This window comes from Chromobacterium sp. Ag138, from assembly GCF_055181315.1.
Genome location: NZ_JBUPWA010000001.1, coordinates 2,501,026 through 2,511,517, shown reverse-complemented (window position 1 = coordinate 2,511,517; position 10,492 = coordinate 2,501,026). Strand labels below are relative to the sequence as shown.

The window sequence follows — 10,492 nt, the reverse complement described above, 5'->3', positions numbered from 1 at the left end:
TCATGTCCGGGTGGGCTTTATTGTCAAAATGATTTTGACAGTTTAATCGATTGTGGGTGGTTTTTCTGGTGATCGGGCGGGACTAAGCTGGCCTCCGTCAAGCAAGGAGGTTGGATGCATGGAGTATCGCAAGCGCGTGGCCGCGGTGTACCTGTTGGGGTTTTTCATCGATCTGGCCAATCTTTTCGTCGGCAATGTCGCCTTTCCCGATATCGCCCGCACTTTCCAGCGCGACGTGGCGGAGCTGGCCTGGGTGGGCACCGCCTACATCCTGGGGCTGACCGCGGTGATCCCGCTGGGCAACGGGCTGGCGGCGCGCTGGGGCGGCAAGCGGGTGTTCGTCGCCTCGCTGCTGCTGTTCATGGCGGGCTCGGCCGGCGCGGCGCAGGCCGGCTCGCTCGGCGCGCTGATCGCCTGGCGCGGGCTGCAAGGCCTGGGAGGCGGCTTGCTGATTCCGCTGGGCCAGACCATGACCTATCGCTTGTACCGGCCGGCGGAGCGGCCCGGTCTGACCGCAATGATCTTGCTGGTGGGCCAGCTGGCGCCGGCCCTATCGCCGACGCTGGGCGGGCTGGCGCTGGACGCGTTGGGCTGGCGCTGGATTTTCTGGCTCAACCTGCCGCTGGCCGCCGTGCCGCTGGTACTGGCGTTGTGGTGGCTGCGGGACGAGCGCGAGCCGGAGCCGGCCGCCGGCCTGGATTGGCGCGGCTTGCTGTTGGGCAGCCTGACCTTGCTGTCTGTCTTGCAGGGGCTCAGCGATCTGGCGCAACCGTCCACCTGGGGGCGCGGCGGCGCGCTGCTGGCGGCGGGCCTGGCGCTGGGCGCGGCTTACGCGCGGCACAGCCGCCGGCATCCGCGGCCGATATTGCGGCTGGAATTGCTGCGCGAGCCGCTGCTGCGGATGTCGATGCTGATGTATCTGCTGGTGCCGGGCGCTTTCATGGGCGTCAGCCTGGTGGCGATGCTGTATCTGCAGCAGGTGCTGGGCGTGTCGGCATCCGCCGCCGGGCTGTTGATGCTGCCGTGGTCGCTGGGCGCGTTCGCCGCGATCGCGCTGACTGGGCGCGGCTATCGCCGCCTGGGGCCGAGGCCGCTGCTGATGGCCGGCGCGCTGGCGCAGGGCATCGGTTTCCTGAGCTTGCTGGCGATAGACCGCTCCGGGCAGCTGCCCTGGCTGGCCGGCAGCTACGCGCTGATGGGCCTGGGCGGCACCTTGTGCAGCAGCGCCAGCCAGAGTACGGCCTTCCTGAAGGTGGCGCCGGCGCGGATGGGCGAGGCCAGCGCCTTGTGGAACATCAACCGCCAGGTGAGCTTCTGCGTCGGCATGGCGTTGGCCTGCGTGCTGCTGAACCTGTTGCTTTCCGGACAAGGCATCGCCGATCCGGCGGCGCCCGCGGCGAGGCAGTTGGCGGTGCGGGCCTTCCATCTGTGTTTTCTGGCCGCCGCCTTGGCCATGTTGCCGCCCTTGTGGCTGGGCAGCCGGATAGGCAATGCGGAGGTATTGCGTTTATTGAATCGTCCTCAAATGGGAGAAGCATGATGAAGAATGATGAATTGGCGGTATGGGCGCAGGTTCGCGACACTTTGGCGCAGATCGCGCGCTGGCTGGGCGACGGGCCGCATAGCGAGGAAGCGCTGGCGGCGCTGATGGCGGGCTTCGACGCCGACTTCGAGATGGTGGCGCCAAGCGGCGCGCGGCTGGACTGGCAGGAACTGCGGGCTTTTTTCCAGGGCGCGGCAGGCAGCCGGCCAGGGCTGGAAATCCAGTTGGAGCGGATGGCGCTGTTGGCGGGCGGCGAGGACGCCGCGACGGTGGCCTACTACGAAACGCAGGCCTTGGGCGACGGCAGCGGCAACGGCCGCCACGCGACGGCCGTGCTGCGCCGCGACGGCGCCAACTGGCGCTGGCGCCATCTGCAGGAAACCGGCGACGGCTGGTGACGCCGCCGGGATGGCCTGTCAGTAGCCGACGGTGAAGCGGCTGCGCTGGTGTTCGCCTTTTTCCAGCTCGTCGATCATGGCGACGGCGTAGTCTTCCACCGAGATGTGGCTGTTGCCTTCGGCGTCGACCAGCAGCTGGTCCTTGCCCAGGCGGAACTGGCCGGTGCGCTGGCCCGGCTGCAGCATCGCCGACGGGCTCAGCAGCGTCCAGTTCAGCTCGGTTTCGGCGCGCAGCAGGTTCAGCGCTTCGCGGGCGCCCAGCGCCGAGGCCTTCCATTGCTCCGGGAATTCCGGAGTGTCCACCAGCTGCACGCCGGGGGCCACTTCCAGGCTGCCGGCGCCGCCGACCACCAAGAGGCGCGGCGTCTGGGCGGCCTTGGCCGCGGCGATGATGGAGCGGATGCCCTTGACGAAGTAGTCGAACTGCTCGGCCTGGGCGTGGCCGCTGAAGGCGCTGAGCACGGCGTCGAAGCCCTTCAGCTGTTCGGCCAGCTGGGCGCTGTCCTGCACGTCGACCTTGGCGGCGGCCAGGTTGGCGCGGGCTTCGATGCGTTCCGGACGGGAAACCAGCGCGGTGACGTGATGGCCGCGGGACAGGGCTTCGTTCAACAGGGCGGAACCGACATAGCCGCTGGCGCCGATCAGTGCGATTTTCATGGTGAGACTCCTGGTTTGGTATCGGGTTGAGGCGCCGCGTCGCAGCGCTGATGGAATGCATGATGCGCTTTTCGATTGATTCGATAAACGGCTGAAACCATAATTGATTGTTATTAAAAAATTGACAGTTGATATGGCGCGAGGCGTAGAGGGCAATCTGGACGGGCTGCAGATCTTCGTGGCGGTGGCGGAGGCCGGCGGCTTCACCGCCGCCGCGGAGCGGCTGGGAATGACCAAGGCCAACGTCAGCCTGCAGGTGGGCAGGCTGGAGGCGCAGCTGGGCGCGACGCTGTTCACCCGCACCACGCGGCGGGTGAAGCTGACCGAGGCCGGCCAGGCCTTGTATCTGGACGCGCAGCCGGCGCTGGCGGCCTTGCGCGACGCGCTGCTGCAGGCCGGCCACGGTTCGGCGGAGCTGACCGGCACGCTGCGGCTGACCGCGCCGGTCAGCCATATGGCGGAATCGGTGGCGCCGGCGGCCACCCAGTTCATCCGCCGGCATCCCGGGCTGCAGTTGGAGCTGCATGCGATCGACCGCATGGTGGACCTGGTGGCCGAGGGCATGGACCTGGCGATCCGCCTGGGCACGCTGCGCGACTCCTCGCTCAGGGCGCTGAAGCTGGGGGAGTTCGCCCAGCAGTTGGTGGCGTCGCCGGCCTATCTGCGCGAGCGGGGCATGCCGGCGCATCCCGGCGAACTGGCCGGGCACGACTGGGTGGCGCTGACGCTGCTGAAGACGCCGCTGACCTGGCGTTTTTCCGGCGCGGGCGGCGAGGAGGAGACGGTGAGAATGCGCGCGCGGATCAAGGTGGATTCCGCCGCCTCGCTGCGTTCGCTGCTGCTGGCCGGGGCCGGGATGTCGGTGCTTGATTCGTTCAGCGTGCAGGAGGATCTGCGCCAGGGCCGGCTGGTCCATTTGCTGCCGCAATGGACTTTGCCCAAGGGCGGCGTTTACGCGGTGTTCCCGCCCGGCCGCCACGCGCCGGCGGCGGCGCGCGCCTTCGTCGAGTTTTACCGGGTGATGCTGGCGCGGCCCTCGCTACCGGTTTGAGCCCGGTTTTCCGGCAGTGCCGCCGCTACCCTTTGCAGGACGAAATCGATGAAGGTCTGGTATTTGCGAGCCAGCGGCGAGCGGAACGGATGGACCAGATAAATCGGCCAATAATCGCAATGCCATTCCGGCAGCACTCTGACGAGTTCGCCGCGTTCCAGATACTGGCTCGCCGTGTAGTCGGTCAGCAGGGTGATGCCATGGCCGGTCAGCGCCAGATGCGTTTGCAGAGGATAGTGGTTCAGATAGAACAGCACGCCTACCGGCTGATGCAGCAATTGCTCGCCGCATGAGAGCTTGAGGCCGCCCTGATGCTCCGACTCCGTCACCAGCAGCCGGTGAGCCGCCAGGTCGGAGGGTTGCCGTATGGCCGGATGGCGCGCCAGATAGTCGGGAGACGCATACAGATTCTCGCTGGCGTAGCCGGCTAGCCGCGCCACCAGCCTGTCGTCGTGAATGGCGTGGGAGCGCGCCGAGCGCAGGCAGAAGTCCAGCACGTCCGCCACCGGGTCCTGCAGCCGGTTATCCACTTGCAACGACAGCTGCAGCGCCGGGTAGAGCGCGGCGAGATCGCTCAGCACCGGGCCCAGCACATACTGGGCCAGCGACGAGGTGGTGCTGATGGTCAGCGGGCCCGTCATATCCTGCTGGGTTTCGTCCACCGCCATCCGCGCCTGGGACAGCGTTTCCCGCAGCCTGGCCGCATGCGGGCGCAGCCGCTCGCCGGCCTCGGTCAGCGCCACCTTGCGGGTGGTGCGCAGCACCAGCGCCGCGCCCATTTCCCGTTCCAGCTCCTTGATCCGCGCGCTGACCAGGCTTTTGTGGCAATCCAGCAGATCGGCGGCGGCGGTGAAGCTGCCGGCGCGCGCCAGCGCGTCGAAGGCCAATAGGTTGTCAGGCGAGGGCATTGTTTTCATATCAGGACAATCTTTCCGAAATGGCGCGTTTATTCGCAAGGATTCGAAAACTATCCTAACACGCATCCCAACAGCATTCAGAAAGTGAGCCGTGCGATGCGTTACCTCTACCGTTTATATCCGTGGTTGTTTCAACGCGAGATCGCCCTGAGTTGCCGTTTCAGCCGGCGCCGGCATTGGGAGGCGGAGGCGAGGCGAGTAATGTTTTGACGTCGCGGTCAGCGTGTCGCCGCGAGCGGCGATGCCTCCTGTGCCGGGTCGGGTATCCGGCTGGCCGCCCAGGCCGCGCCCAGGGTCGCCAGCGCGGCCAATGCAAGGCCGACCGGCAGCGCCTGGCGCGGGTCGGCGCTGTGGCCTACCACCAGCGCCGCGCCGGCGGTGCCGACCAGGGCGCCGGTCTGGCGGATGGCGTTAAGCACGGCGGACGCGGTGCCGGACAGCTGCGGCGGCGCGCTTTCCAGCACCGTGGCCGTCATCGGCGCGATGGCGAGCGCGGTGCCCAGCGCCAGCGGCAGCATGGCCACCAGCGACCAGGCCAGCGCATGGCCGTCGGCGAGGGCCAGCAGCAGATAGCCGGCGGCGGAGAGCAGCAGGCCGCCGCGCATCTGGCGGCGGGCGCCCAAGCTCGGCAACAGGCGTCCGGCGGCGATGTTGCCGGCGATCAGGCAGGCGGCCAGCGGCAGCATGGCCAGGCCGGCATGCAGCGCGTCCAGGCCCAGCCCCTGCTGCAGATAGAGGCTGAGCAGCAGCAGGCTGCCGAAATAGGCGACGCCGATGGCGAAGCCCACCCCGTTGGCGGCAGCGAAGGCCGGATGGCGGAACAGCGCCGGGGGCACCATCGCCTGCGGATTGGCTTGCTCCAGCCGCCAGAACAGGCGGCCGCCGGCGGCGACGGCCAGCAACAGGGCGAGCAGGATGGGCGTTTGCAGGCGCGGCCCCTCGATCAGCGCGTAGCTGGCCAGCGACAGCGTCAGCATGCCGGCGGCCTGGCCCGGCAGGTCCGCGCCGCGGGACGGCGACGCCGCCCGGAACGGCACCACGAAGGGGATGGCCAGCAAGGCGGCGAGGCCGATGGGCACATTGATCAGGAAAGCGCCGCGCCAGCCCAGCGGCCCCAGCAGAAGGCCGCCCAGCACCGGGCCCGCCGCCGCGGCGCTGGCGGACAGGCCGCCGTACAGGCCGACGGCGCGCGCGCGTTCGGCCGGATGCGGGAAGGCGTGGCGCAGCAGGCCGAGCGAGCTGGGGATGAACAACGCCGCGGCCATGCCTTGCAGCAGCCGGAAGAGGATCAGCGCTTGCGCGCCGGGCGCTAGTCCGCACAGCAGCGAGGCCAGCACGAACAGGGCCAGTCCCCAGGCCAGCATCCGCCTGGGGCCGAAGCGGTCGGCCAGCCAGCCGGCGCTGAGCATCAGGCCGGCGAAGCCCAGCGCGTAGGCGTCCACGATCCAGGTGAGTTGGCTGAGGCTGGCGTCCAGGCTGCGCTGCAAGGCGGGCAGCGCCAGGTTGACGATATTGGTGTCCAGCACCGCCATGAACATGCCGGCGCTGAGCGCCAGCAGGGTGGGCAGGCCGGTCTGGACTGGCTTGGAGTAGGACATGGATGAAGTCTGCGGAAGAAACATGCCGGCCATGCTAGGCGAGAATTGGATGCGTAAAAATAGACAAATATGATGAATGGTGATGCAATTTCGCATCTATTCAATCGCAGACAGGCGCAGCATGAACTGGGATAACGCCCGTTATTTTCTGACTCTCGCCCGTGCGGGCACGCTGCGCGCCGCCGCGCAGCAACTGGGCGTGGACCAGGCCACCGTGGGCCGGCGGCTGCAGGCCTTCGAGGCCGAGATCGGCGGCCGGCTATTTCTGCGCACGCCGCAGGGCTACCAGCTGAGCGAGTCCGGCGCGATGCTGCTGGCCGACGCCGAGCGGATGGAAGCCGCCGCCGACGCCTTCAGCCGCAAGGCCGCGCATAGCGACCGCCAGCTGGCTGGGCCGGTGCGCATCGCGGCCACCGACACCGTGGCCGAGGCCTTCGTCATTCCGGCGCTGGCCGAGCTGTCGCGGCGGCATCCTGAGCTGGAGTTCACGCTGCTGACCGGCTTGTCGCTTAGCGACGTGGCGGCCGGCGAGGTGGATTTCGCCATCCGCAGCCTGCGGCCGGACAAGGGCGAGGTGCTGGTGCGCAAGCTGGCGGCCATCGACATGAGCCTGTACGCGTCGCCGGACTACCTGGCGCGGCGCGGGCGGCCGCTGCCCGGCGACGGTTTCGCCGGCCACGAGCTGCTGATGTTCCCGCGCGACACCGTGCCGCGCCACTGGCAGCGGCTGTGCGGCGAAAGCGTGGACCAGGCCCGCATCGCGCTGCAGGCCAATTCGCAGCTGACCCTGCGGCAGGCGGCGCTGGCGGGCATGGGCATCGCCATGCTGTCCTGCTTCATCGCCGATCAGGACGCCGGGCTGGAGCGAGTGTGGCCGGATCGGGTAGATCCGGTCGACATGTGGCTGGTATTGCATCCGGACCTGCAGCAGGTGGCGCGGGTGAGGACGGCGGTGGAGGCGATCGCAGCGGTGTTTGCCCAAAGTTGAAACCGGCAAAAAAAGCCCCGCGGGCGGGGCAAAGTGCTAGGGCAGGGTGAAGCCGGCGCTCAGCGGTTCTGGAAGCTTTGCAGGACCGTGAGCAGGCTGGTCAGATTGTCGGCGACGCCGCCTTGCGCCACCTTTTCCGTGGCGGCGGCGCCGGCCATGGTGTTCATGCTGTAGATCTGCATCACGCCCATATTGGCGGCGGCCTGGGCCAGCGTGTTCTGCTGCTGCTGGGCCGAGACGGCATTCTGGAACAGGATGCTGGTGGAGTGGGCCATGCTCTGGTAGATCGAGCCCATCGCCATGGCGGGGGCTTCGGCCAGCACCTTGACGTTGGCCTGGGTGACGGCGTCGGTGATCTGGTTGTTGACGGTGGTCGGAAATGCCATTGAATGCCTCCTGCTTTATGGAGTGTGGAAAATCAGCGCTGGAACGATTGCAACACGGTCATCAGGCTGGACAGGTTGTCCGCCACGCCGCCTTGCGACACCTTTTCGGTGGCGGCGGCGTCGGCCATGGTGTCTACGCTGTAGATCTGCATCACGCCGGTGTTGGCGGCGGCCTGGGACAGCGTGTTCTGCTGCTGCTGGGCCGAGGTGGCGTTTTCGAACAGGATGCCGGTGGAATGGGCCATGGTCTGGAACAGCGAACCCATTGCCATGGCGGGAGCTTCGGCCAGCACCTTGACGTTGGTCTGGGTGACGGCGTCGGTGATCTGATCGTTTACGGCGGTGTAAGCCATGTCTTAGTCTCCGGTCGGCTCGCGCTCAGCGACGGAACGATTGCAGCACGGTCATCAGGCTGCTCAGGTTATCGGCGATGCCGGCCTGGGACACTTTCTCAGTGCCGGCGGCGTCGGCCATGGTGTCGACGCTGTAGATCTGCATCACGCCCATATTGGCGGCGGCCTGGGACAGCGTGTTCTGCTGCTGCTGGGCCGAGGTGGCGTTTTCGAACAGGATGCCGGTGGAGTGGGCCGCGGTCTGGAACAGCGAGCCCATCGCCATGGCGGGCGCTTCGGCCAGGACTTTGACGTTGGCTTGGGTGACGGCATCGGTGATCTGACTGTTTACAGCGGTGTTGTAAGCCATTTTCTAGCTCCGATCTCTGGATGAGGTAAGAATCAGCGGAACGACTGCAGCACGGTGAGCAGGCTGGTCAGGTTGTCGGCGATGCCGCCCTGGGCCACTTTCTCGGTGCCGGCGGCGCCGGCCATGGTGTCCATGCTGTAGATCTGCATCACGCCCATATTGGCGGCGGCCTGGGCCAGCGTGTTCTGCTGCTGCTGGGCCGAGACGGCGTTCTGAAACAGGATGCCGGTGGAGTGGGCCATGCTCTGGTAGATCGAACCCATCGCCATGGCGGGGGCTTCGGCCAGCACTTTGACGTTGGCCTGGGTGACGGCATCGGTGATCTGATCGTTTACGGTGGTCGGGAAAGACATGGGTGTCTCCAATCAAGGGGGAATGCGGAAAGAATGGCGGCGCTTAGCGGCGGAACGACTGCAGCACGGTCATCAGGCTGCTTAGGTTGTCGGCGATGCCGCCTTGGCTGACTTTTTCGGTGGCGGCGGCGTCGGCCATGGTGTCCATGCTGTAGATCTGCATCACGCCCATATTGGCGGATGCCTGCGCCAGCGTGTTTTGCTGCTGCTGGGCCGATACGGCGTTCTGGAACAGGATGCCGGTGGAGTGGGACAGGGTCTGGAACAGCGAACCCATCGCCATGGCCGGCGATTCGGCCAGCACCTTGACGTTGGCCTGGGTGACGGCGTCGGTGATCTGGTCGTTGACGGTGGTCGGGAAGGACATGCTTGGCTCCTTGAATGCGGTGTGTTTGACAGGGGCACCGTCGGACATGGCGACCGGCGCGGACGCCATGTCCGGGTGCTACTGCTTGGACGGCGCGGCATCGTCGCTGTGAACGCCGTTTTCCGCCGCGGCCGCCTCGGTGGAGCTTTGCGCGGCCTCCATCTGGGCGGCGGCCTCCTGGGCTTGCAGCTTCCGCACCACCTCCTGCAGTTGCGCGGATAGTGGACCGAAGTACTGGTTGAAGCACTTCTCCACTTCCTGGCGAGCCAGGTTGGACAGATGCTCTGCGATCTGGCCGAGCGCCAGCTGGCTGCCCGGCTGCAGGCTTGCCATCGCCGGCTGCAGCGCGGCTGGGCGCAGCTCGGCCAGGTCCTGCGTGCCTTCCAGCAGCTTGAGAATCGCCTGCTCTTCGGCCTCCTGAACCTGCAGCGCCTGGCTGGAACTGGCCTGGATGGAGGCCAGGATGTCCCGCACGCTGGCGCCGGCGCGGCTCTGGCCCTGGGCGATGGCCTGCTGTGTCTGCTGGCGGGCTTGCTGAATCGCGTTTTGCGGAGGTTGTGGGGTGTTTTGCAGCTTTTGCTGGAAGGTTGCCAGCGTCTGCTCTTCCTCAGGTTGCAGGGAACGGCCCAGGTATTGTTCCGCCACCTGGCGCAGGGCGGGATTCAGCGGCGTCTCAGCCATGACTGGCATCCTGCTGTTCGCCGCCCAGCAGCGGCGCCAGCGCATCGCGGGTGGCCAGCAGCGCTCGCAGCTTGGTAAGGCGGCGGCTGTCGTCCTGTCCCGCCGCGCCGTTCATCAGTTCGCCGGCCCAGTCGCTCAGGTGCTGGCTCAGCAGTTGGGAAACATGGGCGTGCAGATTGCTCAGTTCGTCTTGCATGGCGTATCTCCGGAGATTGAATGCGAAAACAGCCCGCGGCAGAGCCGGGGGGCTGTTGTCAGGACGGGGGGAGAGGCGGCTTGTGAAGCTCAGCAGGGGGCGGGCGTCAGAAACAGCGCCTGTTCGGCTTGGCGGCGGCGCAGCAGGCCCGCCACGACCTGGCCGCCGGCCCGATCCCAGCGCGGAAACTGCGCGGCGGTGCCCGCGTAGTCGCCCTTGTTCAGCAGGCGCAGCAGCGTGGAACTGCGCAGATTTCCCAGCCCCAGGTTGTAGCTGAAGCTGACCAGCGCGGAAAACTGGTTTTCGTTCAGCGGCACGGTCACGGCTTTGCCGACGCCGGTTTCGAATGTTTGCAGATCCGCGGCCAGCAACTGGTCTGCCTGTTGCTGGGTGATGGTCATGCCGGCTCTCACGTCCGGACCGGTGTGGCCGTAGCCTATGGTCCAGACTCCAACCATGTCCTGGTAGGCGATGAGGCGGACGCCCTCGAACTGTTTGATCAGGCTGATGCCGGCTGGGTTGGTTTTCATGGCGGTTTCTCCATTTCGGTTGAGGAATTCAGGCGGCGGGCGCGTCCTCGGGCGGCGCCAGCCATTGCTGCAGGTTTTGCGCCAGCGCCGGCGTCAGCTCGCTCAGCGTCTGCTGCAACATCTCC

Annotated in this window: 15 protein-coding genes; 4 read left to right on the top strand and 11 right to left on the bottom strand. The window is 67.1% G+C overall.

Translation table 11 applies throughout. The features are described 5' to 3' along the window. Positions 1 to 118 precede the first annotated feature (118 nt). Both ACY3GB_RS11540 and ACY3GB_RS11535 read left to right on the top strand, forming a co-directional pair. Complete coding sequence (locus tag ACY3GB_RS11540; RefSeq protein WP_463088866.1) at positions 119 to 1,540, top strand: MFS transporter; 1,422 nt, start codon at positions 119 to 121, stop codon at positions 1,538 to 1,540. Continuing rightward, positions 1,537 to 1,941, top strand: coding sequence for a DUF4440 domain-containing protein (locus tag ACY3GB_RS11535; protein WP_463088865.1), 405 nt, complete (start codon positions 1,537 to 1,539; stop codon positions 1,939 to 1,941). Before ACY3GB_RS11540 ends, ACY3GB_RS11535 begins: the two co-directional genes overlap by 4 nt. 18 nt (positions 1,942 to 1,959) lie before the next feature. Here the strand turns inward: ACY3GB_RS11535 and ACY3GB_RS11530 are convergent, their stop codons facing one another. Beyond that, the gene (locus ACY3GB_RS11530; RefSeq protein ID WP_463088864.1) at positions 1,960 to 2,598 is read right to left on the bottom strand and encodes an NAD(P)-dependent oxidoreductase; all 639 of its coding nucleotides are present in this window, start codon (positions 2,596 to 2,598) and stop codon (positions 1,960 to 1,962) included. A 133-nt stretch (positions 2,599 to 2,731) separates the two neighbouring features. Between ACY3GB_RS11530 and ACY3GB_RS11525 the strand changes: the two genes are divergently transcribed. Next, positions 2,732 to 3,649, top strand: coding sequence for a LysR family transcriptional regulator (locus ACY3GB_RS11525; protein WP_463088863.1), 918 nt, complete (start codon positions 2,732 to 2,734; stop codon positions 3,647 to 3,649). Here the strand turns inward: ACY3GB_RS11525 and ACY3GB_RS11520 are convergent. Next, positions 3,610 to 4,566, bottom strand: coding sequence for a LysR family transcriptional regulator (locus ACY3GB_RS11520; RefSeq protein ID WP_463088862.1), 957 nt, complete (start codon positions 4,564 to 4,566; stop codon positions 3,610 to 3,612). The two genes, ACY3GB_RS11525 and ACY3GB_RS11520, sit on opposite strands and share 40 nt — an antisense overlap. A gap of 218 nt (positions 4,567 to 4,784) precedes the next feature. Continuing rightward, positions 4,785 to 6,164 (bottom strand): MFS transporter, encoded by a 1,380-nt coding sequence (locus ACY3GB_RS11515; protein ID WP_463088861.1) that lies wholly within the window; start codon positions 6,162 to 6,164, stop codon positions 4,785 to 4,787. Positions 6,165 to 6,285: 121 nt separating this feature from the next. Here ACY3GB_RS11515 and ACY3GB_RS11510 point away from each other — a divergent pair, with 121 nt between their 5' ends. Beyond that, positions 6,286 to 7,152, top strand: a complete 867-nt coding sequence (locus tag ACY3GB_RS11510; RefSeq protein WP_463088860.1) for a LysR family transcriptional regulator — start codon at positions 6,286 to 6,288, stop codon at positions 7,150 to 7,152. A 59-nt stretch (positions 7,153 to 7,211) separates the two neighbouring features. Here the strand turns inward: ACY3GB_RS11510 and ACY3GB_RS11505 are convergent, their stop codons facing one another. The 8 genes from ACY3GB_RS11505 to ACY3GB_RS11470 form a co-directional block, all read right to left on the bottom strand. Continuing rightward, the gene (locus ACY3GB_RS11505) at positions 7,212 to 7,538 is read right to left on the bottom strand and encodes a RebB family R body protein (protein ID WP_463088859.1); all 327 of its coding nucleotides are present in this window, start codon (positions 7,536 to 7,538) and stop codon (positions 7,212 to 7,214) included. Between the two features lie 32 nt (positions 7,539 to 7,570). Next, entirely contained in the window at positions 7,571 to 7,891 is a 321-nt protein-coding gene (locus ACY3GB_RS11500) for a RebB family R body protein (protein WP_463088858.1), read from the bottom strand. Between the two features lie 25 nt (positions 7,892 to 7,916). Continuing rightward, positions 7,917 to 8,240, bottom strand: a complete 324-nt coding sequence (locus tag ACY3GB_RS11495; protein WP_463088857.1) for a RebB family R body protein — start codon at positions 8,238 to 8,240, stop codon at positions 7,917 to 7,919. A gap of 32 nt (positions 8,241 to 8,272) precedes the next feature. Continuing rightward, positions 8,273 to 8,593, bottom strand: coding sequence for a RebB family R body protein (locus ACY3GB_RS11490; protein WP_463088856.1), 321 nt, complete (start codon positions 8,591 to 8,593; stop codon positions 8,273 to 8,275). Between the two features lie 43 nt (positions 8,594 to 8,636). Next, complete coding sequence (locus ACY3GB_RS11485) at positions 8,637 to 8,960, bottom strand: RebB family R body protein (RefSeq protein ID WP_463088855.1); 324 nt, start codon at positions 8,958 to 8,960, stop codon at positions 8,637 to 8,639. Between the two features lie 78 nt (positions 8,961 to 9,038). Then, positions 9,039 to 9,641: a hypothetical protein gene (locus ACY3GB_RS11480; protein ID WP_463088854.1), complete on the bottom strand. Its 603-nt coding sequence runs from the start codon at positions 9,639 to 9,641 to the stop codon at positions 9,039 to 9,041. Further along, complete coding sequence (locus tag ACY3GB_RS11475; protein ID WP_463088853.1) at positions 9,634 to 9,837, bottom strand: hypothetical protein; 204 nt, start codon at positions 9,835 to 9,837, stop codon at positions 9,634 to 9,636. The genes ACY3GB_RS11480 and ACY3GB_RS11475 overlap by 8 nt, the downstream gene beginning before the upstream one ends. A gap of 89 nt (positions 9,838 to 9,926) precedes the next feature. Further along, the gene (locus ACY3GB_RS11470) at positions 9,927 to 10,367 is read right to left on the bottom strand and encodes a lysozyme (protein WP_463088852.1); all 441 of its coding nucleotides are present in this window, start codon (positions 10,365 to 10,367) and stop codon (positions 9,927 to 9,929) included. Between the last annotated feature and the right edge of the window lie 125 nt (positions 10,368 to 10,492).

Bases quoted from the DNA above. Each gene is read 5' to 3' on its own strand.
- ACY3GB_RS11470 (WP_463088852.1), bottom strand. From the start codon at position 10,367: ATGAAAACCAACCCAGCCGGCATCAGCCTGATCAAACAGTTCGAGGGC.
- ACY3GB_RS11475 (WP_463088853.1), bottom strand. From the start codon at position 9,837: ATGCAAGACGAACTGAGCAATCTGCACGCCCATGTTTCCCAACTGCTG.
- ACY3GB_RS11540 (WP_463088866.1), top strand. From the start codon at position 119: ATGGAGTATCGCAAGCGCGTGGCCGCGGTGTACCTGTTGGGGTTTTTC.
- ACY3GB_RS11500 (WP_463088858.1), bottom strand. From the start codon at position 7,891: ATGGCTTACACCGCCGTAAACGATCAGATCACCGACGCCGTCACCCAG.
- ACY3GB_RS11535 (WP_463088865.1), top strand. From the start codon at position 1,537: ATGATGAAGAATGATGAATTGGCGGTATGGGCGCAGGTTCGCGACACT.
- ACY3GB_RS11480 (WP_463088854.1), bottom strand. From the start codon at position 9,641: ATGGCTGAGACGCCGCTGAATCCCGCCCTGCGCCAGGTGGCGGAACAA.
- ACY3GB_RS11505 (WP_463088859.1), bottom strand. From the start codon at position 7,538: ATGGCATTTCCGACCACCGTCAACAACCAGATCACCGACGCCGTCACC.
- ACY3GB_RS11485 (WP_463088855.1), bottom strand. From the start codon at position 8,960: ATGTCCTTCCCGACCACCGTCAACGACCAGATCACCGACGCCGTCACC.
- ACY3GB_RS11510 (WP_463088860.1), top strand. From the start codon at position 6,286: ATGAACTGGGATAACGCCCGTTATTTTCTGACTCTCGCCCGTGCGGGC.
- ACY3GB_RS11530 (WP_463088864.1), bottom strand. From the start codon at position 2,598: ATGAAAATCGCACTGATCGGCGCCAGCGGCTATGTCGGTTCCGCCCTG.
- ACY3GB_RS11495 (WP_463088857.1), bottom strand. From the start codon at position 8,240: ATGGCTTACAACACCGCTGTAAACAGTCAGATCACCGATGCCGTCACC.
- ACY3GB_RS11515 (WP_463088861.1), bottom strand. From the start codon at position 6,164: ATGTCCTACTCCAAGCCAGTCCAGACCGGCCTGCCCACCCTGCTGGCG.
- ACY3GB_RS11525 (WP_463088863.1), top strand. From the start codon at position 2,732: ATGGCGCGAGGCGTAGAGGGCAATCTGGACGGGCTGCAGATCTTCGTG.
- ACY3GB_RS11490 (WP_463088856.1), bottom strand. From the start codon at position 8,593: ATGTCTTTCCCGACCACCGTAAACGATCAGATCACCGATGCCGTCACC.
- ACY3GB_RS11520 (WP_463088862.1), bottom strand. From the start codon at position 4,566: ATGAAAACAATGCCCTCGCCTGACAACCTATTGGCCTTCGACGCGCTG.